The following is a 25,738-nucleotide window of genomic DNA, read 5'->3' as shown; positions in this document are numbered from 1 at the left end:
GTTAGTTCTTGGTGATGAGTTAGATTGTTGTCTGCGTTGATGCTTCATCGGAAGATAGGTTGGTGAAGTAAATTCTGAGTTTTCATTGTTGGGCTGCTTCAGATTTTTTCAACAAGCTATAGATTTCTGTTTCGACTTCAGTTGCTGGCGTGGAGTCTATGATTTTTTTTATATGTGATGAGTATTTTTTTTCCATAGGTACTTCTGCCCAATCGAGCTCGTATATGGCGATTATTTTTACGTCCTTGTACTCAGAGTTGGAAAGCAGTAGCTTTAATATTTTGATGGCGTGCTCTGTTCTGTCTTCGCCTAATGAAACAGCGCAACGCTGCTGCCAATACTCCGGCTTTTCAAGTATTTCTTGCTCCAAACGGCTCCAATGCTGGTCTTTGAAGTCTATAAGCACTGTTTTAGCAACAAGCTCCGTGCTGTACTCGGTCCAGTTTGATTCTTCGGAGTCTCCAATCCATGAGCATAGCTTTTCGTAAACTTCGTCTGCGTGGTGAAATGTCATGGGGTTGCTCCTGTTGGGTAGGATGAGGTCACTACACCATTCTCTTTAATTACTTGCCACTCAACACCGTCAACAATTTTAGTGTGTTCGGTAACTAATGATCCGGGTTCATTGCGCAATACTCTGCCTGGCTCTGATGCCACCTCATCCGTAGCTTTTAGTATTTTTGCGTCACTCCAGCTTTTAGGTGCGAAAGTATGTCTATTTGGAGATTTTGCAGCGGACCAGCCAGTGGTTCCATCTTTTCGCTCCAAAATCATCTTGAAATTTTTCACACTGGTAGTCCCATCTTTATTAGTGCTGACTACATCGTATTGATAGTTTGGTGAATTCATTACCTTAGGGGAGTGACCACCGACAGGCTTGTTATGTCCAGGGCTCCGAGTGCCATACAGGATTTTTTCCTGCATCGTTTTGGGGATCGGTCCTGTATATGGAGCTTCGGGACTGCCTTCATCAACTTTGGCTTTTTCTTCAGGTTTCTGCGCGTTATTCGCGGATTGCTCTTTGTCTCCCGCACCGGGACACCCATTCAACCCCAGCGGATCCACCCACCCCGTAGGGTTAGGCACGTACTGGTAGTTATTCAACCCCCCAGCAAGCTTGATCGGATCCAGCGTCAAAAACCGTCCAGTGCTCGGATTGTAGTAGCGGTGCCGGTTGTAATGTAACCCCGTCTCGGCATCGAAATACTGTCCTTGGAAACGCAGCGGGTTATCTATCTCGCTGACATCCAGCGTAGCGAGGTTACCGTACGCTCGATACTTCGCCGACCACATGATCTCGCCACTGTAGTCGGTGAGTTCCTGCGGTGTGCCCAGATGATCGAGCTGGTAGTAAAACGGCGTGGCCTTACGCGGACCTTCGCCGTCGAGCATCGCCAATGGGCGGAAGCTACCGGGTTCGTAGATGTAGCTGCGGTAGCGGTTTTCGGCGCTTTCCGCGATCAGTCGTTCGCCTTGCCACAAGAACTCGGTAGTGTGGCCGTCAACGGTTTTTTCGATGCGTCGGCCGAAAGCGTCGTATTTGTAGGACGCGGTGCTCCCACCCGGCAGGCTTACGCCGATTAGGCGGTGCTGGCAGTCGTAGCGATATTCGGTGACGAGTTTCTGGCCGGCACCACGGCGTTCGCGGATCAGGTTGCCGTAGGCATCGTAGTCGTAATGGCGGTCGCCCTGCATCAGCAGGCGGTTGCCTTGGACGTTGGCCAGGTTCGCTGTGCCTTCATTGTTCTGACCGAGCAGGTTACCCGCCGGGTCGTGTGCGAAACTCTCCGGTGTAGCACCGCGCACGCTGATGAGTCGGTCGAGCGGGTCGTAATGGTAGCTGCGCTTGCCTTTGCGGCTGTCATCGATACCGGCGAGGTTGCCGGTGGCGTCGTAGTTGTAGCGACGCTGGAACAGGTTCTTGTCTCGCTGGCCGACTGTATGGGCTTGCAGGCGACCCTGTTCGTCGTACTGGTATTGGCTGAGCAGCAGACCTTGTTGGCGTTGCTGTTCGCGGCCGGCGCTGAACTGGTGAGCGGTCAGACGTGAGCCGTTGAGGTCGATGCTGCTCAGACGCCCGCCGGGCAGGTGACGGTAATCGAGCGTACTGCCATCTGGCAGGCGGCAGTGGCTCAATTGGCCGACGCTGTCGTACTCATATCGCGTCGTGCCCCAGCCCTGGTGCTCGGTGATCAGGCGGTCCTGCACGTCGTATTCGTAGGCGAGCGGCCAATGGCCGTCGTCGACGTTTATCAGGCGGCCCAGTGCGTCGTAGCTGTAGTGAATCTCTTCGCTATGGGGAAGTGTCTTGACCAGCAAACGGCCAGCGGCATCGCGTTGGTATTCGGTAACGAGTTCGCTGCCGTCATCACCGTACTCGGTTTTCTTCAGCAACTGGCCATTAAGATCGTATTCGTAAGCCGTGCGGCGACCGTCGAAACCGGTCTCCTGCTGGATCAGGCCGTTCGAGTAATAGTCGAGTTGATAGCGTTCACCGCGCTCGTTCTCGATCTCGGTGAGGTTGAGTTGCGAGTTGTCGTAGCGATAGCGCAGTTGGCTGCCGTCCGGATTGATGCGGCGGCTGACAAGGTGCAGGTTGTCGGCGTATTCGTAGCGAGTGATGCGGCCGAGTTCGTCACGTTCGGCGGTGACGTTGCCATAGGCGTTGTAGGTGAAGGCACGTGTTGCGCTGTGCTAGGCGGTTGGCCGCATTCCGTTGGTATTGGGTGATGGCGCGGATTCTTCCTTACGAGTGATCTGACGACCCAGTGCGTCGTAGCGATACTTCCGTTGACCTCCGTCCGGCAGACGCTCTTCCGGAAAAAGGGGACGGATCTGTTTCTGAAAAAGCGGCTAGAACAGGGGGATTTTCACTCCCTTTTGAATCAAAAAAGGGGGGCAAGCCGGAAAATAAACCTGTCCCCTTAGTCCCCCTTAGTCTCGTCTGTAAGGTCGGTGACCTGATTACTTCGCCATAGTCGCAATTTCGACTATCCACACACGCGAATGACTCATCTCAACGTTATTCTTTCACCCATTTATCCAAAGGAAGTTTCTCAGTTTTTTTTGCAAACAATTCTTTTGCTTCCCGAAGAGTCATGTGGTTTGGGCCGCTATAAGTGTCAAGGTTGCTAGTTCCATTGTCTTCCCATTTGCATAGGTCGCAAATTTCATAATTACCAAGCACTGAAAGCGTGCGGTATTTACAGCACGGGCAAGGCATCAGAGTTTCAATTTCTCCAGATACCTCGTACTCTCCAATATTCAATTGTTTTAATTTTTTTGATAAGAATACGTTTGTTACGCCTTTATAGCTTGATGTTAGGGCAAGCAAGATAAGTTCGTCATATTTTTTATCATCGATGTCGCTAGGTAGATCGTCCCCGCTAGCAATAAGGCTCTGCAGTTGCTCTGATAGTGTGAAGAATTCAGGATTGCTCTCATCAATACTCCACCAATCGAGGAGATGAGATTCTCGCTCGTCATGGTCAAGCAAAATCAAAATTGCCTTTGAGATTTTTTTTATAGCATCGTGTCGATCAATTTTGGTCATTTTATAAACCCTTAGCCAATTCAATGGCGGATTGGAAGGCGTCGGCGCTTCTACCATCATCTCTATAAAATGTTCTAATTTCTCTGGATTTCAAGTGTCCAACAAATATTCTTCCAGTTGCTGGGTCATGTTTGATTACAAAATTTCCGACATTCGTTTCGTTAAAGCTTCCTGATTCTTTCGAGAATTCTTTCGCCTGTTTTAAGTATTCAGTTTGGCTTATGTTTCCGAATTCTTTTTGATCAATTACATGCTTTTGATAATGAGGTTGCAACTTCCCAGAAGAAAATCCCTTCCAATTGACAGATGCGGCCGCCGTTGGAACCTGCGCATCTCCTTGATTTACTCTGGCTTTGTCCTCAGGCGCCTCAGCGCCTTGGCCAGGGATGCATTTATCTCCGCCAGGACAAGTGTTCAGACCAAGCGGATCTACCCAACCCGTAGGATTAGGCACGTACTGATAGTTGTTCAACCCACCCGCGAGCTTGATCGGATCCGGCGTCAAAAAACGCCCAGTACCCGGATTGTAGTAGCGGTGCCGGTTGTAATGTAACCCCGTCTCGGCATCGAAGTACTGACCTTGGAAGCGCAGCGGATTATCAATCTCGCTGACGTCCAGCGCGGCGAGATTACCGTAGGCGCGGTACTTCGCCGACCACATGATCTCGCCGCTGTAATCTGTGAGTTCTTGCGGCGTGCCGAGGTGATCAAGCTGATAGTAGAACGGCGTTGCTTTGCGTGGACCTTCGCCGTCGAGCATTGCCAGAGGGCGGAAGCTGCCAGGTTCGTAAATGTAGCTGCGGTAGCGGTTTTCCGCGCTTTCAGCGATCAATCGTTCGCCTTGCCACAGAAACTCGGTAGTGTGGCCGTCGACGGTTTTTTCGATACGGCGACCAAAGGCGTCGTATTTGTAGGATGCGGTACTGCCGCCCGGCAGGCTGACGCCGATGAGGCGGTGCTGGCAGTCGTAGCGGTATTCGGTGACGAGTTTCTGGCCGGCACCACGGCGTTCGCGGATCAGGTTGCCGTAGGCATCGTAGTCGTAATGGCGGTCGCCCTGCATCAGCAGGCGGTTGCCTTTGACGTTGGCCAGGTTCGCTGTGCCTTCGTTGTTTTGACCCAGCAGGTTACCGGCCGGATCATGGGCGAAGCTTTCCGGTGTGGCGCCGCGCACGCTGATGAGTCGGTCGAGCGGGTCGTAGTGGTAGCTGCGCTTGCCTTTGCGGCTGTCATCGATACCGGCGAGATTGCCGTTGGCGTCGTAGTTGTATCGACGCTGAAACAGGTTCTTGTCTCGCTGGCCGACTGTGTGGGCTTGCAAGCGACCCTGCTCATCGTACTGGTATTGGCTGAGCAGCAGACCTTGTTGGCGTTGCTGTTCGCGTCCGGCGCTGAACTGGTGAGCGGTCAGGCGAGAGCCATTGAGGTCGATGCTGCTCAGACGTCCGCCGGGCAGGTGACGGTAGTCAAGTTTGCTGCCATCGGGCAGGCGGCAGTGGTTCAGTTGGCCGACGCTGTCATATTCGTAACGTGTGGTGCCCCAGCCTTGGTGTTCAGTGATCAGGCGATCTTGCACATCGTATTCGTAGGCGAGTGGCCAATTGCCGTCGTCGACATTTACCAGACGACCCAGTCCGTCGTAGCTGTAGTGAATCTCTTCGCCATCGGCGAAGATTTTTACCAACAGGCGGCCAGAAGCATCGCGCTGGTATTCGGTAACGAGTTCGCTGCCGTCATCGCCGAATTCGGTTTTCTTGACCAACTGGCTGTTGAGGTCGTACTCGTAGGCAGTGCGACGACCGTCGAAGCCGGTTTCCTGTTGGATCAGGCCGTTGGCGTAGTAGTCGAGGTGATATTGCTCGCCGCGCTCGTTCTCTATTTCGGTAAGCAGCAGTCCCGCATTGTCGTAGCGGTAGCGCAGTTGGCTGCCGTCCGGATTGATGCGACGACTGACAAGATGCAGGTTGTCAGCATATTCGTACTGGGTAATGCGCCCAAGTTCGTCTCGCTCGGCGGTGACGCGACCATACGGGTTATAGGTGAAGGCACGGCTGGCGCCACCGGGTAGGATCACCTGAATCAGACGGTCAACGGCATCCCATTGGTATTGAGTAATGGCGCCCGTTTCATCTTGGCGAGTGATTTGCCGCCCAAGTGCATCGTAACGGTATTTACGTTTCCCACCATCCGGTAACTGCTCTTCAAGCAATTCGCCGAGGTTGTTCCAACCTAACCTATGGCGGCTGCCATCCTGGTTTAGAATCTCTAAAAGACGACCTTGATCATCGTAAGAGTAATACGTTGAATTACCGTCGGGATCAATTTGTTGAGTGATATCACCTTGTTTGTTTCGTATATATTTCCAGATCGCATCGCCACGACGAACTTCGGACACAAAGCCGAATTTGTAGTCGTAAAGTGTAGGTGTGTCCTCTGGCGGAATTACTGCTTCCAATCGACCCGCGTCGTTGTACTGGTATTCCGTGATTGCGCCTAATGGATTCTTTTCGGCAACAAGACGGCCCTTTTCGTCGTAGATGTTGCTGTGTTCCGCTCCACCCGGTTCGACTTTGCTGATGAGTCTGGCGTGATCGTCATGAGTGTAGATTTCCTCACTGCCATCAGCGTTAGTAACAGTGACGCTTCCATTATCGTCCCAAGTATAGCGGGCATCCATCTGTGTAAAGTTTGCCCAATGATGGATGCATCGAGAGGATTTTCCTTCGTTCTCCCATTCCCAGAAGAAGCTCGCACCACCAGCTAGTTGCCTTTCGAGAATTACGTTTTGGTGGTTATAGGAATAAAGCTCACTTTCACCCGCGGCGTTTTTCGCTTCCACGAGGCGACTGTGCTCGTCGTATCGATAAGTGACAAGTGTTTGAATGGTGGCCCAAGCATCTTCAAGGTTGTCTGCAGGGATGAACTGCTGATAATCGACAGATACAATATGCTTGCGATCATAGCGAATTAATAATGCTCGTCCCGCACCGTTATCTACACGTTTGATTCGTCCATGAATATCGCGAGTAATATGAAGCCGATTACGATACCGGTCAGTAATTGCAATAAGTGTTGCGCCTTCGCTGTTGTACCTGAAGTGATAGAACAGCGGGCGCTCGCCTGCCTGGGTCAGAATGAGTTCAGATGGATCATCACCAATAAAGATAGCCGCTTTTGCTAGGCTATTGGTTATTGCTGACCGTTGTTCGCTAGGAAGCGGAAAGTTGGTGATGCGATTTTCATGATCTGTCCAGACAATCCCGTCGTCATTCACTTGGACTCGCTGCGCAAGAGCGTGACTCCACCCGTAGCCTAGTCCACAGTCTACTTCTGCTGCGCTAGTACGATATAGGCGGGTCCATTCGAATGGAAACAGTCCATTTAACTGGCCGTCAGTAAGCGTTAGCAGTTCCTCCCCTGTAACCATCGATACTGGGCAGCCGTTAACACAAGTTTCCCTGGTGCAGGCGACGTTTTTATCGTCGTGGTTGGTTGACTGTTTTGATTTGTCATCAACATGCTCTGAACTGCCAACTTTTGCATGGTCTTGTCGGTCCCAGCCAAGTTTGACCTTGCCCTTTTCAAAAGTCCCAGCGATCGCCCTTGTAGCGAGTTTTTTGTAGTGCTCGATCGCTTCCATGAACTTTTTAACAATACTGAATATGGATTTTACAAACCCAGAGACAGCTTCGATAACTCTTGCACCGTAGTTAACCAAGCGCACGCCGAGGTAGGCAATACCTGAGCCCTCTGCAGCGAACGTGAGAACGATCGCCAGAAGAATATCTATTAAAATAGTTACGATGGCGCTGGATATTTGTTCTGCGGTTTTTCCGGATATTACGCTGGGAGGGAGTTGTAGTAGCCAGATTCCTGACGCCTTCAGAATAAGAAAAAGTGCCGCTTGGTCGCTGGCTAGCAACATCAGCTTTTCCATCATCGCTGGTGTTTCTTTCGCTAGTCTCAACAAATCGCTCGCGCTTTCTCCCAATTCCTTTTCGAATTGTTTCGGATCCTTCAGGATCTCAAAGATTCGCTTAATGCCGTCAAATGCTGCCTTGATCGCCTCCCAACTTCCAATGAGCGTTCCCTTCATCTGGGCGAGGTAGGGGGAGGCAAGTGTTTCCTTCGGCCAAAGTGGTCTGTATTTTCTCCATTCTAAGTCGAGCCAGTCTTTTAACTGTGCGGTGAACCCGTCGTAGGAGCTAAATAGCTGATTTAGCTGATTTTTTGTTACTGAGCTTTGTACCCGAACGAAGTATTTTTTTCCTGGTACGCCCTTGTAAACACCTTTTCCATCAGCATCGAGAGTGATAGAAGTTGCTGTGCCGCCTTCTTTGGGAGTGACCTCGACCGTTATATTGCCAACGGGAATGTCGTTGACGGAGACAAACTTACTTTCGATCAGCAGTCTGCCATCCTTGGGGCACTGTGCAACCGTGGATTCGAACTCATCGTCTTTCACACTGACAGTAGCGTTCGCGCTCCCGAGCTTGATGGATCTGCTCAACCCAAAAAATGCTGGTCTATCGAGAAATTGAGGCCCCTTGTCCAGCCATTCCGCATATTTGCTTTCAGTCAGTTCTCGGTAGTCCTTCAAACTGTCCGGGAAGGTAGAGAGTTGTTTATCAACAAAGGCAACGCGATCCATCAGCCTTGCTCCAGAATCAGGTGGTTTAACAGTGCTTCTTTAAGGTTTTTCGGCGCATCCGGGCGGCGCACGAAACGGCTGACTTTCAGCTTCAGGTTGTTCTCAGGCCAAGCGTTGTAAATGTCCGGGCGGTCTTCTTCCAGCCACTGCATAAGGTTGCTGATCAGTGTCGTCGGGTTGTCCTTGGCTAAGCCATCCAGCAAATCCTTCGGCACCTCCCACCACGGCCAATCCTTCACCTTCGGCAACACCCGTGTCCCAACCTCCAGCGTCTGCCCATTAATCAAATACCGCTCAAACATCGGCATTACTTCCCCAGCCTTCTCCCCAAGCCCCTTCAGAATCGGGTAGATATGCCGCCCATCCCAGAAGCGGAAAAACACCTCAGTTCCGTCCGGCATCTTCACCTGTGTCAGGCTGCGCAGGTGCTCGAACACGTCGTTCGGTTCGGCGCGTGAGACCGCCAGCCAGCCCCAGTCGAGGGCGTCGGTTTCGGCGATCCACGGCAGGAATGCCGAGTTGGGTTTGAGTTCGGTGACGTAGGGCATCACTGGTTGCCAAGTGGAGTAGGGCGTGCCGCCCCAGATTGGCAGGAGCTGGGCGGTGGGTTCGGTCAGGTACAGGGTTTTCAGCGCGTCGGCATCGCTCGCGGCGCTGATGATCAGGTACAGGCGTTCGCCGGTTTGCAGCGGCTGTTGTGCCAGCCAGTCCTTGGGTGTCAGTCGATCAGATGGCACAGGCACCTGCCTTGCATTTTTCGCATTCTTCGCAGAACGGCGCGTTGCGTTTGAGGGTGTTGATCTGGGCCGGGGTCAGGACTTGGCCGGCCTTGTCGGCGTCGGCCTGTTTCAACACGCCGGGCATCAGCGGGGCGGCGCCGGTGCCGCTGCCGGGGCTGCCGCCGGAGTTGATGTTGATCGTCGGGCCGCTCATGGTCACGCCGCCGGCGTCGATCTTGATGAAGCTGCCGCCGCCGACCAGGGTCAGCTCGGCGCCGGCTTCGAGCACGACTTTCATGCCGCTGCTCAGGTGGATTTCCTGGCCGGCGTCGATGAACTGGCCGGTGCCGATCTTGATGTGCTGGTTGACACCCACGGTCAGGTGGTCGTTGGCGCGGGCTTCGACTTTGCGGTCTTCGTAGACGGTGTGGTGTTCTTCGGCCTTGAATTCCGTGTAGCTGTTTTGCTCGACGGTGTCGTGGCGTTCGTTGCCGACGCGGATCTTCTGGTCGTGCTCGATGTTCTCGTCCCAGTCGCGCTGGGCGTGGAGGAAGATCTGCTCCTGACCTTTCTTGTCTTCGATGCGCAGTTCGTTGTAGCCACCGCCGCCCATCGAGCTCAGGGTCTTGAAGGTGCTGCGGGTCTTGTTCGCCGGCAGCGCGTAGGGGACGGTGTTTTCCTTGTGGTACAGGCAGCCGCTGATCAGTGGTTGATCGGGGTCGCCTTCAAGGAAGGTGACCAGCACTTCCATGCCGATGCGCGGGATGGCGATGCCGCCGTACTGGGCGCCGGCCCAGGCACTGGAGACACGCAGCCAGCAACTGGTCTTGTCGTCGGCCTGGCCTTCGCGGTCCCAGTGGAATTGCACTTTGACCCGACCGTACTGGTCGCAGTGGATCTCTTCGCCTTTGGGGCCGGTGACCACGGCGCTCTGGCTGCCGAGGATGCGCGGTTTCGGGTGGCGCAGCGGTGGACGGTTCGGCACGTCCCACGGGGTGGCCTGGAAGCGGTTGCGATAGCCCTGATGGAAATCGTCTTTCAGCGCGGTGGTGTCGCTGGTCACCGACTCTTCGAGCACTTGCGGCTGTTTGCCTTCGTGCAGGACTTCGGTCAGCAGCCACAGGTCGTTCCACTTGGCCTTCGGGTGCTCGGTCAGGGCGAGGAAATGGCCGCTGACCAGCAGTGGCTGATCACTCTTGCCTTCGGCGAGCTGGAAGTCGCTGCGGTGACGTTCGAGGGCGCGTTTGGCCAGGTGCTTGCCGCGCTCGCGGTCGATGAAACGGCCTGGGTAATCGTAGTCTTCGAGGTCGGGCAGGGCGTCGCCGCGGTTTTCGCTTTCCAGCGTCAGGCGCGGTTTTTCGAAGTCGTAATCGCGACGGGTGGTGCGGCTGGTGCGGGTTTCCAGGCGCAGGTCGAAACGCTTGATCACCGGGTTGCTGGCGACCATGCCGGAGTCTTGCTGGTAGGCCACAGGCTTGAGTTTCGGGAACACCGTCTGGTCATCGCCGAACACCAGCTTGTGCGCTGTGGCGCTGTGTTGGAAGTGGTAGTGAATACCTTCCTCCTCGCACAGACGCTGGATGAAATGCAGGTCCGATTCATCGTATTGCACGCAGTAGATGCGCTCGGGATAGATCGAACCGGTCTTGAATTCGTAGGCGTTGCTTTGAATGCCGTGCTCTTCGAGAACCATGCCGATGATTTTCGGCACCGTGAGGTTCTGGAAGATCCGTTGGTTGACGCGGTGCGCCAGGTACGACAATTGCGGGCGCAGGGTCACCGAATAGCGCGTCAGGCGCTTGCCGGAATCGCCCTGGGCGGCGCGGTAGATCTGGCCGTGGATGCCGCTGCCATCGGGCGACAGCTGCAGAAAGGCCGGTTTGTGCAGCAGGGTTTCGAGGTCCAGCGACGGCTGCTCACTGACCAGCTCCACCTCGAACACAAAAGGCTGGCTGATGGCTTCCCGGCCGGTCAGGGTGAATACCTGAAAATCGGCGGAGAGCCCTTCGATGGTCAGGGCAAAGTGGGTTTCATTGGCCGGCGCGAACATCCCTTGTTCCTCGTGCTGTACAGCGGCGTTCGTCGACAACCGCAAAGCGGTTCAACGCACGCGAAATTCTGGAGGGGCGTAAACAACATCGACCAGCAGGGCTGGTCGATGCTTGTAACGATCAGCCGTAATTAAACGACTGGAGCACGCCAGTCATCGGAACCCGAAGTACCGGATACTTCGTGGGTCCAGGTGATTTTGCGGTAGGTGAACTGCACTTCTTCCAGGTGGGTGAAGTGCGAGTTGCCTGGATCCTGGCAGTTGTGCATTTTGTTGTTGATGGCGACGATGATCGCGTCTTCCAGTTTGGTGGTGTAGTAGTGCTCTTGAGTACCTTGAGCCGAAGTACGGTACCACTGGATAACGATTTCGCTCATGCGCTCGCCGGAGGTCAGAGCAGCTTGCAGCAGAGGCGAAGCCTTGTCGTAGACCTTGGTGATGATCACTGGCTTGTGAACGCGCTGACCGGTTGGCTGACCGGACTGTGGGTCACGCGGGATGATCACGTCGTGGCTGAAAGCCTGAACCATGACCTGGTCTTCGTGGCCTTCCTGGTAGGTGTTGCCAACGGAGTCGGCGGTGAAGGCGCCGGCAGTGATCAGGCCTTGTTTTTCGCCGGTAACCGACATGTACGCTGGTGTTGCCATGGGGTGCTCTCCTTGCGGATAAATTTAGGGTGCCCGGGAGGCGAAATCGCCCGGTGGGTGCCTGACTGTTATCAAGGAGCGTGCCAGCTTTATCGAAGGTCCCGGCAGCCGGGGGTGAAGCGGCTCCAGCCTGCGTTATGACCGATGTTTTTTGCTGAATCGAGGTGGAAAGTGCGCAACTTCTTGCGCAGTACTGCGCAAGAAGTTGCGCACTCGGCTGTAAGCCACGCCAGTCAAGGCCTACAGCGCGATGATCAGTCTTTTTCGCCGAGCGAGTGCGCAAGAAGTTGCGCAGTAAGGCCAAGTGCCAGCGTCGAGCGCTTGAAACGATTCGCCCTGCGCGACGGTCAATCACTCACGACCGCGCCAACGGCGTCCGCACCTTCCCCACAGCGAGTGAGAACGATATGAAAATCCTGATGGTTTTAACGTCCCACGATCAATTGGGTGATACCGGCAAGAAAACCGGTTTCTGGCTGGAAGAATTCGCCGCGCCGTATTACGTGTTCAAGGATGCCGGCGCGCAACTGACGCTGGCCTCGCCCAAGGGTGGCCAGCCACCGCTGGACCCGAAGAGTGACGAACCGGACGCACAGACCGCCGCGACCGAGCGCTTTCGCAAGGACTCCGCCGCCCAGTCGGCGCTGTCCTCCACGGTCAAGCTGGACACGGTGAAGGCTGCTGATTTCGATGCCGTGTTCTATCCCGGTGGCCACGGCCCGCTGTGGGATCTGGCTGAAGACCGCCATTCGATTGCGTTGATCGAAGCGTTTTACAACAGTGGCAAACCAGTTGCAGCGGTGTGTCATGCGCCTGGTGTGCTGCGCCATGTCAAAGGTGCGGACGGTCAGCCACTGGTCAACGGTAAGCAGGTGACCGGTTTCACCAACAGCGAAGAGGAGGCGGTAGGGCTGACCAACGTGGTGCCGTTTCTGGTGGAGGATGAGCTCAAGGCCAAGGGCGGGATTTTCTCCAAGGGCGCCGATTGGTCGAGCTATACCCGTGAGGATGGATTGTTGCTGACGGGGCAGAATCCGGCGTCGTCCGAGGAGACGGCGTTCGCGTTGTTGTCGCGGTTGCGCTAGAAGCAACATTTGATTCTGTGGCGAGGGAGCTTGCTCCCGCTGGAGTGCGCAGCGCTGCCAAAACGAGGGCCGCTTCGCAGCCCAGCGGGAGCAAGCTCCCTCGCCACAGTCAGAACAGTTTCAGGCCCAAAACCTGGGCGCACTCCTCAATCGACCGTCGCTGCGTCTCAGCGTACAACCCCAGCTCATCAATCGTCGCACGCCCAAGCGCCTGTTCAAACGCCTGGCGGTTCGAGTGTTCGCCATAGTGCGTCTGCGCGGCATCCCCAAGGTTCGACTGAAAAATCCCCGCCGCACTCACCGGCAGGAAATCTTCGTACACCAACGGTTCAGCTTTCACATGGCCCTCACGGAGCAAATCCTCCAGCGATGCCGACTTAAGACTACCCGCTGCCAGGCCTTTTTCCGTAGGGAAGTAGCGAAAGTACGCCAGTCCCTGTTCACGCATGCCGTCGACGCTGTCAGGAAATTCGCCAAAGTGCTGAGCCATCAGCGCGTTGTAACGTGCGGCGTTGCCTTCGTTGGGGAAATCACCGAGTTCATCGCGCGCGGCATTCAGCAAACGGTCATACAGCGCTCGCCCCTTGGGAGTCAGCGCCGCACCGCGTTGTTCGATTTCGCCGAAGCGCGCGCTGTGGCTGCCGTGGGTGTCACTCTGGTCGGTGAAGGCAATCGGCTCGTCCAGCGCCTTGAAACTGGTTTGGCGCAGGAGGATCGGGCATTGCCGGCGCGGCGGGCCTTCGATCACCGCTTTCGGGGTGATGCCATGTAGCGGCATCTGCGCCTGGACGATGTCGATGTCCAGGGTGCGCGGGGTCAGGTGATTGATGTGCGGGCCTTTGAACGCCACCACATCGGCGATCAAACGGTGCTGGGCGCTGAGGGTCTGGTACTGCGCGGCGGTGACGGTTGCGCTGTGATGCCAGCGAAAGGTCTCCAGTGCCTGTAGGACGAATTGCGCCGCTTCATCCTCATTCAGCCCGCCAGCTGACTCAGCCTGCTCGATCAGACGCAATGCCGTAGGGGTAAAGATCGAACGCCGGTTCAGCACCGATTCGGCAAACTCGCGCAGCTCGGGATCCTCGATCAGTTCCAGGCGCAGCAACGAGGTGAACACCCTAAACGGACTGATCTGCAATGCAGCCTCATGCACCGCGCGAAACGCCGTGGAGTGCACCGGCACACCCGCCGGAGTCAGGTCGTAATAACCCACCGGTTGCATGCCCATCACCGCGAACAGGCGGGCGAGGGTCGCCAGCTCTGTAGCCGTGCCGACGCGGATGGCGCCGTGGCGCTCCATGTCCAGCCGTTCGATTTCACCGGTACTGTCGAGCTGCCGTGCGATGTCCGGCTGAGCGGCGAGCACTTCGCGGTTGGTCTGTTCCACCAGTTCCATCAGCGCGCCGTACAGCGGCACTTCTTCGCGGTACATGTCGGACATCGCTTTGGAGAAGCGTTGGCGGATCAGGTCGGGGCTGACGAAAGGCTGCACGGTCATGAAAAAAATTCCTGCCACGGTCACGTAATGGATGGAGGAAAAGATCGCAGCCTTCGCCGACGCCGGCAAACGAAGAATCCTACGAACTTCATTCTGCCAACGACTGATCCACCAGTTCGATCCAGTGCAAAACCTGGGTGCGCCCGGCGCCGGCCAGATGATTCTGGCAACCGATGTTGGAGGTGACGATCAAGTCCGGGCGATCGCTCTCTAAGGCGTTGAGGCGGTTGTCGCGCAGTTGCCGGGCAAGGGTCGGTTGCGTCAGCGAATAGGTGCCGGCCGAACCGCAGCACAAATGCCCGTCCGGCACCGCCGTGAGGTTGAAGCCCAGCCGGGTCAACAGTGCCTCCACCGCGCCGCCGAGTTTCAGCGCATGTTGCAGAGTGCAGGGGCAATGCACGGCGATCCGGCGTTGGCTGGCGGCGCACACTTTCTCCAGAGGTTCCTGCGCGAGCATCTGCACCAGATCCAGTGTCCGTTCGCTGATCTGCCGCGCCTTGTCGGCGTAGCGCGGATCCTGCGCCAGCAAATGCCCGTAATCCTTGATGAACGCTCCGCAACCGCTGGCCGTCTGCACGATGGCTTCGGCGCCGTTTTCCAGATGCGGCCACCACGCGTCGATGTTCTGCCGCGCGCGGTCGAGGCCCTTGGCCTGGGCGTCGAGGTGATAGTCCAGTGCGCCACAGCAACCGGCCTCGGCCACCGGGGTGACGCTGATCCCCAGTCGATCGAGCACCCGCGCTGTCGCGTCGTTGGTGTTCGGCGACAGGCCCGGTTGCACGCAACCTTCGAGCAGCAACACCCGCCGCGCATGGCGCGGAGCAGGGCGTGAACCGGATGCTGACGAGCGCTGCGGCAATTTGCTTTCGAACAGGCGCGGCAGCAAAGGCCGGAACGTCGTGCCGACCCGCAGCAAGCCCTTGAACACGCCGGGATTCGGCGCCAGTGCGCGCAAGCCTTCGCGCAGCAGACGTTGGGCGGCGGGGCGCGGCACGGCCTTGTCGACCACTGCCCGGCCGATGTCGAGCAGGTTGTGATAATCGACGCCGGAAGGGCAGGTGGTTTCGCAATTGCGGCAGGACAGGCAGCGATCCAGATGCAGTTGAGTCTGCGCGGTGGCCGCGGCGCCTTCGAGCACTTGCTTGATCAGATAGATGCGCCCGCGCGGCCCGTCGAGTTCATCGCCGAGCAACTGGTAGGTCGGGCAGGTCGCGTTGCAAAACCCGCAATGCACGCAGGTGCGGAGGATCTTTTCTGCCTCGGCGGCGCGCGGCAGGCGTCGGGACTGTTCGCTGAGGGTGGTTTGCATGGCTAGAACTCCGCGTACATCCGGCCGGGGTTGAACAGCCCTTGCGGGTCGAGTTGCGCCTTGAGTTGCCGGTGATAACGCATCAGCGTGCGCGGCAGCGGCTGGAACGGTGTGTCGCTGGCGCCATGAGTGAAGCAGGTGGCGTGCCCGCCGAGTTCCTGGGCGAGGATCTGGATGTGTTCGTGATCGGATTTCAGCCAGCGTTGCGCACCGGCCCAGTCGATCAACTGCTGGCCGGGCAAGTCCTGCGGCCCGAGATTGTTCGGCAGTGACAGGCGCCAGAGCGGCAGGCCTTCGTCGAAAAAGTCCAGGCGTTGCTCGTTCAAGTCGCGCCAGAAAGCCGAGTCCAGCGGTTCGCCGCCGAGGCGTTGATGCGCAGCGGTTACCGAGCCTTCGCCACCCTCAAGGCGCAGATACAGGCTTTGCCCGTCATGACAGGCGCCGCTGATCGGCAACGGTTGCTGGCCCCACTCGGCAAGCCGCGCCAGCGCCCGGGCGCAATCGAGGTCGAGGCGGATGCTCAGGCATTGACGCGGTTTCGGCAGGACTTTCAGCGACACTTCGGTGAGCACGCCGAGGCAGCCGAAACTGCCGGTCAACAGGCGCGAGAGGTCGTAGCCGGCGACGTTTTTCATCACCTCGCCACCGAAGCGCAGGTGTTGGCCGAGCCCGGTGATGACCCGAGTGCCGAGAACAAAATCGCGCACCGAACCTGACCATGGCCGCCGTGGCCCGGATAAACCGCAGGCAATCATCCCGCCCACCGTGGCGCTGTCGCCGAAGGCCGGCGGCTCGCACGGCAACATCTGCCCGGCCGCGTCGAGCGCCGCCAGCAATTCGCGTAACGGCGTACCGGCGCGCACGCTGACCACCAGCTCCGTCGGTTCATAGCGCACGATGCCGCGATGCGTGCGAACGTCGAGCACTTCACCGGCCACTTCGCGACCGAGAAACGCCTTGCTGTTGCCGCCCTGAATCTTCAACGGCGTGGTGTTGGCCCGGGCCGCGTTGACCTGATCGAGCAGCGCGCCGCTGGCGTCGAAATCAGCCATCAGAAGCGCTCCAGTTCGGGGAATGGCAGTTGCCCGGCATGAATGTGCATGGCGCCGAATTCCGCGCAGCGATGCAGGGTCGGGATGTTCTTGCCGGGATTGAGCAGGCCTTGCGGGTCGAACGCGGCTTTTACCGCGTGGAACAGCGTCAGTTCAGCGCTGTTGAACTGCGCGCACATCTGATTGATTTTCTCGCGGCCGACCCCGTGTTCGCCGGTGATGCTGCCGCCGACCTGCACGCACAGTTCGAGAATCTTCCCGCCCAGCGCTTCAGCGCGATGCAGTTCGCCCGGTTGGTTGGCGTCGAACAGGATCAATGGATGCATGTTGCCGTCGCCGGCATGGAACACGTTGGCCACGCGCAAGCCGTATTCGGCGCCAAGGCGGGCGATGCCTTGCAGCACGCCGGGCAACTCGCGGCGCGGGATGGTGCCGTCCATGCAGTAGTAGTCCGGCGACAAGCGACCGATCGCCGGAAAAGCGTTTTTGCGCCCGGCCCAGAAGCGCACGCGCTCGGCTTCATCGCGGGCCTGACGCACTTCGCTGGCACCGGCCCGGGTCATGACCTCGCGGACCCGCAGGCAATCGTCGTGGACATCGGCTTCGACGCCATCGAGTTCGCACAACAGGATGGCTTCGGCATCGACCGGGTAACCGGCGTGGATGAAGTCTTCGGCGGCGCGGATGGCGAGGTTGTCCATCATCTCCAGGCCACCGGGAATGATCCCCGCGGCGATGATGTCAGCCACGGCGCGGCCAGCCTTTTCCACCGAGTCGAAACTGGCCAGCAGCACTTTGGCGACCTGCGGTCTGGGCAGCAGTTTGACCGTCACTTCGGTGATGATCCCCAGCAAGCCCTCGGATCCGGTGAACAGCGCCAGCAAATCGAAACCCGGCGAATCGAGGGCGTCGCTGCCCAGCGTCAGGCGTTCGCCTTCGATGGTCAGCACTTCGATTTTCAGCAGGTTGTGTACGGTCAGACCGTATTTGAGGCAATGCACGCCACCGGCGTTTTCCGCGACGTTGCCGCCGATCGAGCAGGCAATCTGCGAAGACGGGGCCGGCGCGTAATACAGGCCGAACGGCGCGGCTGCCTGAGAAATCGCCAGATTGCGCACCCCGGGTTGCACCCGCGCGGTGCGGGCCGCCGGGTCGATGTGCAGGATGTTGTTGAACCGCGCCATCACCAGCAGCAGGCCTTTTTCCAGCGGTAGCGCGCCGCCCGACAACCCGGTGCCGGCGCCACGGGCAACCACCGGCACGTTGTGTTGATGACAGAGCTTGAGCAGGGCTTGCACCTGATCGAGTCGCCGGGGCAGGGCCACCAGCATTGGCGTGGTGCGGTAGGCCGAGAGGCCGTCGCACTCGTACGGCTTGAGTTCGTCCTCTTGCCAGAGAAGGTCGAGATCCGGGATGGCGTGCTGCAGAGTTTTCAGCAGTTCAGCCTTGTTCACCTCCGGTAGCGGGCCATCGAGGCGTTCGTCGTAGAGAATGTTCATTCCGACCTTCCGAATCTTTGTCGCCGGGACGGTTTTTTGTGGCGAGGGAGCTTGCTCCCGCTGGGCTGCGCAGCAGACCTGAGATTGGTGCCGTGTCGAGGCAGGCAAGTCGCTTTCGCTGGATCAGGGCCGCTTCGCGCCCCAGCGGGAGCAAGCGCCCTCGCCACAAGGACTGTGGTGGCTGTCATCGCTGATTGCCCAGAAACTCCCGATACAACCGCGCAGTATTCCCCGGCTGTTCGACCATCGGCATGTGCCCGACGCCGTCCCACACTTCGACCCGCAGATTGGCGATACCCTTGCTCCACACCGGCACGCTGCTGACGTCGATCAAGCGATCCTTGCGGCCCCACAACAGCAGCGCCGGGCATTTGATCTCGGCCAGTTTCGGCTCCATCGGCGGGCTGGCACGAAAGTCGCGGAAGATCTCTTCCAGTTCATCACGCTGACGTTGGTATCGCTGAGCGATGGCGTCCAGTACCAGCCCGGGCACCCATGGCGGCGAGGCCATGGTCATGGCATAAAACTGCCGGAACTCTTCCCTCGAATTGATCAGGAACGGGTTATGCCCACGAGCCAGATGGCGCTCCATGTCGCTGGCTTCCGGCGCGGTGACGCCGGCCGGGTCGATCAGCGCCACTGAGGCGATCCGCTCCGGGTAGGTCGCCGCCAGCCAGGCTGCAATGTAGCCGCCCATCGAGTTGCCGATCACGTGAACCTTCTCCACGCCGCAGACGTCGAGCAGCTGGATCATGCGCTTGGCCTGCAGCGGAATGTCATAGCCGCCACCGGCCTTGAACCCGGTTTCACCGTGGCCGGCCAGGTCCGGGATGATCACCCGGTACTGGCGGACAAAGTGCCTGGCGAAGCGCAGCCACAGATTTTTCTCGGCGCTGTAGCCGTGCAGCATCAGGATCGCGCTGGCCGCTTCATAGGGGCCACCTTGCCAGGTCGACACCGTCATTTCGGCAATCGGCACTTCGATTTTGTGCAACTTGTACAACTTGGCCTCGAGCGCCGTGCTCAGGTCATACAGCCAATGCCCGACCGCCGGGTAACTCAACCAGCTCCAGGCCACGAAAACCGCGAGAGCGACAAACAGCACAAGCATCGACGTCTTCCTTTTACGTGTTCAGGACAGAATGTGGTCAGCCGGTTTCAGCGCCCGGGTCAACCGGTAGTAGCTGAAACTGAAGCCCGGAAATATCGCGATCACATGACCGCTCTTGCTCTGATACCAACTGTGACAGCCACCGGACTTCCATACCGTGCGTTCCATCTCACGGTGGATCATTGCAGTGTAGGTACGTTCCGCCTCGGGGCGCACTTCGATGCTGTGCAGGCCTTTTGACTGCAAGGTGTGGATGCAGTCGAGGATGTAGTTCATCTGCGCTTCGATGATGAACAGCGCCGAGGTATGCCCGATGCCGGTGTTGGGCCCGGTGACGATAAACAGATTGGGAAAGTCCGGCAGGCTGGTGCCCAGATAGGCGCGCGGGTACTGCGCCCAGACATCCTTGAGTTGCACGCCGTGCTTGCCGGTCACCGGATAGGAGACCACGCCGTCGGTGGCGTCGTAGCCGGTGGACCAGACAATCAGGTCGACGTCGATGTGTTGGCCGTCCTGGGTGAGGATGCCGGTTTCGTCGAGCGCGGCGATGCCTTGCTCGCGGCTGTGCAGTGTGACGTTGGGCCGGGTCAGCGCCGGATAATAGGTGCTGGAAAGCAGGATGCGCTTGCAACCGATGGTGAAATCCGGGGTGAGTTTTGCGCGCAATACCGGGTCCGGCACCTGTTGCTTGAGAAAACGCAGGGCCTGGCGCTGGACCAAATGAATCGCCGGTTTTGAGTATTTGAAGGCGATGACCCGGGTTTCGAATTGCCAGTAGAGCAGCCAGCGCAGCAGCTTGTAGGCCGGTTTCACCCCCAGCAGCCAGCGCTGGAAACGGCCGAAGCGGCGATCGGCGCGCGGCAGCACCCAATGTGGCGTGCGCTGGAACACATGCAGTTGCTCGACCTCAAGGGCTATCGCCGGAATGACCTGCGCGGCACTGGCGCCGCTGCCGACGATGGCCACGCGTTTACCCTTGTAGTCGTAGCTGTGATCCCAATTGTTTGTATGAAACGTCTTGCCCTGAAAGCGATCCAGGCCAGGGAAGGGTGGGATCACCGGTTGACTCAACGGCCCGGAGGCGTTGATCACGAACTGCGCGTAGAAAATCCCTTGGCTGGTGTGCACCGCCCAGCGCTTTTCGGTGTCGTCCCATTCGATGCGTTCGACGTTGGTTTGCAGCTCCACGCGTTCGCGCAGACCGAAGCGCTCGATGACGTGTTCGGTGTAGCGATGCAATTCGGCTTGGGCTGCGAACATCTGCGTCCAGGGAAATGGTGCAAACGACAACGAGTAGAGCGGCGACGGCACATCCACCGCCGCGCCGGGGTAGGTATTCTGGCACCAGGTGCCGCCGAAGAAATCCCGACGTTCCAGCAGGCGAAAATCGTCGATCCCGGCCTTGAGCAAGTTGACCGCCGCACATTGGCCGCCAAATCCGCTGCCGATGATCAACACTCGGTAGGTCTGCATGGGCCTCCTTCTTATAGTCGTTTTTCCGTTTTCGTCCTTTCAGGTATAGCTAAAAATTTGCATTGTGGGAGCGGGCTGGCCGGCGATGGCTATTTAACGGCTGCCTGTTAGACTTCCAGCACATCCGTCTGACGGTGTTCGCAGGTTCCGTTGAGTGCTCGAGGCCCTTATGCGAAACAAGGGGGGAAAGGGACTTTCATTGGCCAGGAGGCTTTATACATCGCGAACCCTCGGGCTGGTGCTGGGGCTGTTGTGCGTGAGCGCGGCGATGTACCCGCTCGACCCGCCGCTGTGGGTCTGGGCGTTGATGCTGTTCAATGGCCTGCTCTGGCCGCACCTGGCGTTTCAATGGGCCCGTCGTGCCAGCGTTCCTTACCATGCGGAACACCGCAATCTGTTGGTTGACGCCTTTATGGGCGGCTTCTGGGTCGCCGCCATGCAGTTCAATCCGCTGCCCAGCGCCACCACCGTTTCGATGATGGCGATGAATAATGTCGCCATCGGCGGTTTGCGTTTTCTCGCGGCGGGCCTGGCGGCGCAGATCCTCGGGATCGGCGTCGGCCTGGTGGTTTTCGCCCCGGCGTTTATCCCGCAAACCTCACCCTTGCAGCTGTATGCGTGCCTGCCGTTGCTGATGCTGTACCCGTTGGCGCTGGGCTGGATCTGCTTTCGCCAGGCCTCCACGCTGGGCCTGCACAAACGTGAGCTGCTGGCTTTGAGTCGCACTGACAGCCTAACCGGGCTGCTCAATCACGGCGCCTGGAAGGATCAACTGGAAGTCGAATTTCAGCGTTGCCGCCGACAGAAGCAAGGCGCGGCGATTGCGTTGATCGACATCGACCACTTCAAGGCGATCAACGACACCTATGGCCACGTCGCAGGTGACATCGTGTTGCGCCAGTTGAGCAAGATGCTCAAGCAGAACCTGCGTGCGGCGGACGTCGCCGGGCGCTATGGCGGCGACGAGTTCTGCGTGATCCTGCCCGACCTGCCGCTGTTCAATGCCGCGCAGGCCATGGAAGCCTTGCGCGAGCGTTTTGCCACCCTGGGTTACGAGCAGAACCCGGCGCTCAAGGTCAGTTTGAGCATTGGTCTGGCGGCGTACGATCCGGCGCATGGCGACGCGACCCGTTGGCTCAATGAGGCCGATCAGGCGCTGTACGAGGCCAAGGCGACCGGGCGCAATCGAGTGATCTGTAACAGTGACGATCTGCCGAAGCAGGAACTGCTCGATTCGGTCTGATCTATCAACGCCGTCCCCTGTGGGAGCGGGTTTGCTCGGGAAGGCGTTCTGTCAGCGGCATTGATGTCGGCTGACACTCCGCTATCGCGAGCAGGCGAAGGCCTACAAGTGTTCGGTGTCGGCCGCAGAGATGTCGCTTCCGGTATAGAGCCTTGCGTCGATGTCAGGTACGGTTTGAGTCCCCCCGACGCGAAACAAGGATCGATTCATGACGTTCGCATTCCCCCGCTCCCTGCTGGCCGCCAGCCTCGGCCTGTCCCTCGCCTTCAGTGCTGCCGGCGCCTTCGCCGAACCGCACAAACAAGTGCTGGCCGACGCCGAACAGTATCAACCCGAAGCCCTGAAACTGCTGGAACGGCTGGTCAATATCGACTCCGGTTCCGGTTATGAGCCTGGGCTCAAGCAAGTCAGCGAGATCGCCATCGAGGAGTTGAAAAAACTCGGCGCCACCATCGAGCTGGTGCCCAATACCCCGGAAAAATCCAACCACGTGTTGGTGACCTTCAAGGGCACCGGCAAGGCAAAAATCCTTTTGATGGCGCACATGGACACGGTGTTCAAGGAAGGCTCCGCCGCCGAGCGCCCGTTCCACATCAAGGACGGGCGTGCCTACGGGCCGGGGGTGATGGACGACAAGGGCGGCATCGTCGCCGGGATCTACGCTTTGAAGATTCTGAAGAATCTCGACTTCAAGGACTACGCGCAAATCACCTTCCTGCTCGATGCCAGCGAAGAAACCGGTTCGGACGTCGCCACCGACCTGATCAAGAAAACCGCCAAGGCGCATGACGTAACCCTCAACCTCGAACCGGGGCGGCCGGCCGATGGTCTGGTGGTGTGGCGCAAGGGCAGCGCGACGGCGCTGGTCGAGGTCAAGGGCAAAGCGGCGCATGCCGGGGTCGCACCGGAACTGGGGCGTAACGCGGCGATGGAAGCCGCGCACCAGATTCTGCAGTTGGGCAAACTCGGCGACGAGGCGAAGAAAACCACGATCAACTTCACTGTGCTCCAGGCCGGTGATCGCACCAACGTGATCCCGGATCATGCGACCGCTAAGGCTGACGTGCGCGCAGCCGTGCCGGAAGAATTCGACCGGATCGAGAAAGACCTGGCGCGGGTGTCGCAGGACAAGCTGATTCCGGAAACTGAAGTGACCACCAGCCTCAAGCGCGGGTTGCCACCGATGCCGCAGACGGCGGAGTCGGATCGCTTGATGGCCATGGCCCAGGGGATTTACGGCGAGATCGGCCGCAAGTTGACCGAGGAGGGCAGTGGTGGGGCGGCGGATGCCAGCCTGTCAGCCGGCGTGGGGACGCCGACGCTGGATGGTTTCGGGATAGTCGGCGGCAATATTCATACGCCGGAGGAATACGCCGAAGTGGCGAGCGTGACGCCACGGATTTATCTGTTGTCGCGGATGATCATGGAGCTGGCCAAGCGCTGACTCCCGCGGTTGGGCGGTGCTGCAACTGACGCTTTCGCGAGCAAGCCCGCTCCCACAGAGGATCTTCAGTGAACACAGCATTGGTGTTCGACACAGATCCACTGTAGGAGTGAGCCTGCTCGCGATGGCGTCACGCCGGCCGACGCACTACTTCTTGACCCTCATAGTGCGCCGGGCCAGCAAGAATCAAGCGGATTGCGGCATGTTCCAGAACTGCTTGATTTCGTGAATGTTGCCCACGTTGTAACGTGGAATGATGCCTGCACATGGCGATGCCGCAGCGGTTGCAACCGGTGTGTTGATGACGTTGGCGCCGGCGTGCAGCAGTGGGGTGTGGTTCCAGTTATCGAGTTGCTTGTTCATGCAGATTTCCTTTCTGATTGAGTGAGCAGTGAAGTCTGCTCACGTTGTAGCCGGGACAGCAGGCTGTCATAGAGCGCTGTCTCCTGGCGGGCGATGCCGGGATAAGTCGGCACCAGATTGTCGTCGAAGCACCAGGCTTCTTCGGTTTTGGCTGCCTGCGGAGGATGAATAAGCAAACTCAGCGAGGCGGACATCGTTTCAGGGGGTAGCTGTTTGTGTACTTCCTTTAATGGAAGCATGTGCAGCACCTCACCCGGAATAAGTTTAAGGATTCGTTCTTCGCCGAACTCGGGCCTTCTGCCAGCCTGCAGCGGCGCCTGATTCAGAATCTCTCGCGAAACGGTGGTGTAGCCGTCACCGCTGTAACCCACGCAATAGAGTTCGAAGTCATGGCTGTGGTTGAGGTCGTAGATAAAGGTTTCCCTTTCATCCCGTGACGTGACCGGCGACCAGAAACCCAGGCGAACGGTAAATAGATCGTTGGAGTGCAGGACAAATGCATAGGCCCCGTAAAGCCTGTTTTTGGTACTGAAACCGTCCTGTTGAATCGTGATGTAGAGATATTCGCTCAACAACGTGCGGTTAGTCGCCAGTTGACGCAGATCTTCCACGATCCTTGAACTGTCCAGTTGTAGATCGTAAGTCGCCATACGCTCAATAAATGTCTGCAGTTTCATGCCGCCTCACACTGGTCGAGTAAATGGTTCAGGCGACTGTCTTGCAGGTTTCTCAACAGCGGGGCGCAATTCAGCGCGGTCTGTCGATCCGTTCTGCTGATCATCTGAAAGGCCTTCCAGGCGACAGCGGGGTGATAGTGAAAAATCAACTCCTGGGCCACTTTGCAGGCTCCGGGGTCCTGTGCCGCTTCAAGCAATTCAAGACTCACCAGAAAGCGCGCGGCGCTGTCGTCATGGGGGAACCAGCCGATTTTGCGCAATGAGCGAGGGTCGAACACACTGATGTCTGCGGTTCTATCGGGCAGATTGATGCTGCCGATAAACGCCGGGTGCCCGTTTCCTTTGGGATTGCTGTCGTACAGCGTTTTGCTGCCGTCGATGAACAACGGATTTTCGGCATCCACGATCACCTGTTCTGCGCGAGTCAGGTATTCACCGTCCAGCCGATAAAGCTGAATGGAATACGATTGCCCGTTGATGGCGAACAAAACGCTGTTTCCGGGTACGGAATAGAATTGCTCAGGCGCGGGTGCGTTATCAGGTGCCTTGAGGCTGATATTTCCATCTTTGTTGCAATATAACGTCAACGTTCCAGTGTGGATGTTCGTCGCTTTCATGATCGCGGCGTGACGGGATAAATTCTCGGTATCTGTTGCAGGTTCGGATAACTGGTCGGCCAGACGCTTTACTTCGTTCCCCATGTTTGTTGTCTTGATGCAGGTAATAAGCTGGTCAGGCGTCAAGTCTGGGTTGAGCAGGTTTTTTATCATGGGAAGTCGCTTTGTTTTTGTGCTGTCAAATGTACGTTTGCGAATATTTGATCAGGCGCAATAATCAGGGTTTGTTGTTTTGTTTTGGTAAGCAGATGTCAGCGCTGAAGTTGCCTGAACGCTGACATCTGCGGTACAGCCCCGGGGGTTAAGCCTGAGCGGGCAGCGTACGAAGTTTCTTGATCTCGTGAAGGTTGCCGACGTTAAATCGCAGGCCGTCCCAGCCCGGGCAGTTGGCCGCATGGGCGGACTTGGTTGGCATGTTGATGACTTTGGTTTCTGCGCGCAGCAGAGGCGTTGTTTGCCAATTGGCAGTAACGGTTTTCATGACGAATCCTTGTCGTGAGTTGAGCGGAATATTGCTCGGTATATGAATTTAAGTTTGGTGTTCGGGTGTTAAAGTTTTTGCTGTTTAACGGTTTGCGATTATAAGGAGGCGATAGTTAATATCAACTCAGTAGTTGTTGTTAAATGTTGGTGTTTGTTTGTGGGTGTGTATCGCTGGGTAGAAGTTGACGGCGATTAATTCGCCTGTCCTCGCAACTGGCCGGTGACATTGCGTCTACCGGCCATCTTTAGAGTTGCCCGAGGCTC

At 57.7% G+C, this 25,738-nt stretch carries 19 protein-coding genes and 1 pseudogene; 3 read left to right on the top strand and 17 right to left on the bottom strand.

The features are described from left to right. Nucleotides 1–82: 82 nt before the first annotated feature. The 7 genes and pseudogenes from ACVHNU_RS14175 to ACVHNU_RS14145 all read right to left on the bottom strand — a co-directional run bounded on the left by ACVHNU_RS14175 (nt 83) and on the right by ACVHNU_RS14145 (nt 11,620). On the bottom strand, nt 83–514 hold the full coding sequence (locus ACVHNU_RS14175) for a HEAT repeat domain-containing protein (RefSeq protein ID WP_473017565.1): 432 nt from the start codon (nt 512–514) through the stop codon (nt 83–85). Further along, nucleotides 511–2,817, bottom strand: a pseudogene (locus ACVHNU_RS14170) (RHS repeat-associated core domain-containing protein); the annotation flags it as partial. The gene ACVHNU_RS14175 and the pseudogene ACVHNU_RS14170, both read right to left, overlap by 4 nt. Nucleotides 2,818–3,022: 205 nt before the next feature. Beyond that, the gene (locus ACVHNU_RS14165) at nt 3,023–3,553 is read right to left on the bottom strand and encodes a CPCC family cysteine-rich protein (RefSeq protein WP_158547269.1); all 531 of its coding nucleotides are present in this window, start codon (nt 3,551–3,553) and stop codon (nt 3,023–3,025) included. Between the two features lies 1 nt (nt 3,554). Next, on the bottom strand, nt 3,555–8,204 hold the full coding sequence (locus tag ACVHNU_RS14160) for an RHS repeat-associated core domain-containing protein (RefSeq protein WP_473017564.1): 4,650 nt from the start codon (nt 8,202–8,204) through the stop codon (nt 3,555–3,557). Further along, nucleotides 8,204–8,941: a DUF4123 domain-containing protein gene (locus ACVHNU_RS14155; RefSeq protein WP_473017563.1), complete on the bottom strand. Its 738-nt coding sequence runs from the start codon at nt 8,939–8,941 to the stop codon at nt 8,204–8,206. The genes ACVHNU_RS14160 and ACVHNU_RS14155 overlap by 1 nt, the downstream gene beginning before the upstream one ends. Next, nucleotides 8,931–10,973 (bottom strand): type VI secretion system Vgr family protein, encoded by a 2,043-nt coding sequence (locus ACVHNU_RS14150; RefSeq protein WP_473017562.1) that lies wholly within the window; start codon nt 10,971–10,973, stop codon nt 8,931–8,933. Before ACVHNU_RS14150 ends, ACVHNU_RS14155 begins: the two co-directional genes overlap by 11 nt. Before the next feature lie 131 nt (nt 10,974–11,104). Then, nucleotides 11,105–11,620 carry an Hcp family type VI secretion system effector gene (locus tag ACVHNU_RS14145; RefSeq protein WP_003226246.1) on the bottom strand — a complete coding sequence of 172 codons (516 nt, stop codon included), beginning with the start codon at nt 11,618–11,620 and terminating at the stop codon, nt 11,105–11,107. 407 nt (nt 11,621–12,027) lie between these two features. Between ACVHNU_RS14145 and ACVHNU_RS14140 the strand changes: the two genes are divergently transcribed. After that, nucleotides 12,028–12,705, top strand: a complete 678-nt coding sequence (locus ACVHNU_RS14140) for a type 1 glutamine amidotransferase domain-containing protein (protein WP_473017561.1) — start codon at nt 12,028–12,030, stop codon at nt 12,703–12,705. Nucleotides 12,706–12,814: 109 nt separating this feature from the next. Here the strand turns inward: ACVHNU_RS14140 and hglS are convergent, their stop codons facing one another. The 6 genes from hglS to ACVHNU_RS14110 form a co-directional block, all read right to left on the bottom strand. Further along, nucleotides 12,815–14,203 (bottom strand): 2-oxoadipate dioxygenase/decarboxylase HglS, encoded by a 1,389-nt coding sequence (gene hglS / locus ACVHNU_RS14135; protein WP_473017560.1) that lies wholly within the window; start codon nt 14,201–14,203, stop codon nt 12,815–12,817. Between the two features lie 88 nt (nt 14,204–14,291). Continuing rightward, nucleotides 14,292–15,512: a glycolate oxidase subunit GlcF gene (gene glcF, locus ACVHNU_RS14130; RefSeq protein ID WP_473017559.1), complete on the bottom strand. Its 1,221-nt coding sequence runs from the start codon at nt 15,510–15,512 to the stop codon at nt 14,292–14,294. A 2-nt stretch (nt 15,513–15,514) separates the two neighbouring features. Next, nucleotides 15,515–16,564: a glycolate oxidase subunit GlcE gene (gene glcE, locus ACVHNU_RS14125; RefSeq protein WP_473017558.1), complete on the bottom strand. Its 1,050-nt coding sequence runs from the start codon at nt 16,562–16,564 to the stop codon at nt 15,515–15,517. Beyond that, nucleotides 16,564–18,063 (bottom strand): glycolate oxidase subunit GlcD, encoded by a 1,500-nt coding sequence (gene glcD / locus ACVHNU_RS14120; RefSeq protein ID WP_473017557.1) that lies wholly within the window; start codon nt 18,061–18,063, stop codon nt 16,564–16,566. Before glcD ends, glcE begins: the two co-directional genes overlap by 1 nt. 184 nt (nt 18,064–18,247) lie before the next feature. Then, nucleotides 18,248–19,174 (bottom strand): alpha/beta fold hydrolase, encoded by a 927-nt coding sequence (locus ACVHNU_RS14115; protein ID WP_262143048.1) that lies wholly within the window; start codon nt 19,172–19,174, stop codon nt 18,248–18,250. Between the two features lie 21 nt (nt 19,175–19,195). Next, entirely contained in the window at nt 19,196–20,647 is a 1,452-nt protein-coding gene (locus ACVHNU_RS14110) for a flavin-containing monooxygenase (protein WP_473020041.1), read from the bottom strand. A 169-nt stretch (nt 20,648–20,816) separates the two neighbouring features. On the opposite strand from ACVHNU_RS14110, the gene ACVHNU_RS14105 reads away from it, so the two are divergent. Together ACVHNU_RS14105 and ACVHNU_RS14100 are read left to right on the top strand one after the other, a co-directional pair. Beyond that, the gene (locus ACVHNU_RS14105; protein WP_226500099.1) at nt 20,817–21,890 is read left to right on the top strand and encodes a diguanylate cyclase; all 1,074 of its coding nucleotides are present in this window, start codon (nt 20,817–20,819) and stop codon (nt 21,888–21,890) included. Nucleotides 21,891–22,098: 208 nt separating this feature from the next. Then, nucleotides 22,099–23,334 (top strand): M20/M25/M40 family metallo-hydrolase, encoded by a 1,236-nt coding sequence (locus tag ACVHNU_RS14100; protein WP_473020040.1) that lies wholly within the window; start codon nt 22,099–22,101, stop codon nt 23,332–23,334. 186 nt (nt 23,335–23,520) lie between these two features. On the opposite strand, the gene ACVHNU_RS14095 is transcribed toward ACVHNU_RS14100, so the two are convergent. From ACVHNU_RS14095 to ACVHNU_RS14080, 4 genes are all read right to left on the bottom strand, one after another. Continuing rightward, nucleotides 23,521–23,697, bottom strand: coding sequence for a hypothetical protein (locus ACVHNU_RS14095; protein ID WP_003226222.1), 177 nt, complete (start codon nt 23,695–23,697; stop codon nt 23,521–23,523). Next, complete coding sequence (locus ACVHNU_RS14090; protein ID WP_473020039.1) at nt 23,694–24,374, bottom strand: transposase; 681 nt, start codon at nt 24,372–24,374, stop codon at nt 23,694–23,696. Before ACVHNU_RS14090 ends, ACVHNU_RS14095 begins: the two co-directional genes overlap by 4 nt. After that, nucleotides 24,371–25,144, bottom strand: coding sequence for a hypothetical protein (locus ACVHNU_RS14085; RefSeq protein WP_473020038.1), 774 nt, complete (start codon nt 25,142–25,144; stop codon nt 24,371–24,373). The genes ACVHNU_RS14090 and ACVHNU_RS14085 overlap by 4 nt, the downstream gene beginning before the upstream one ends. Before the next feature lie 148 nt (nt 25,145–25,292). Next, on the bottom strand, nt 25,293–25,472 hold the full coding sequence (locus ACVHNU_RS14080) for a hypothetical protein (RefSeq protein WP_003226216.1): 180 nt from the start codon (nt 25,470–25,472) through the stop codon (nt 25,293–25,295). Nucleotides 25,473–25,738: the final 266 nt, after the last annotated feature.

It is taken from the genome of Pseudomonas sp. Ors-4-3C (genome assembly GCF_055755035.1).
The sequence above is the reverse complement of the archived record's forward strand: the minus strand, read 5'-3'. Positions and strand labels throughout refer to the sequence as shown.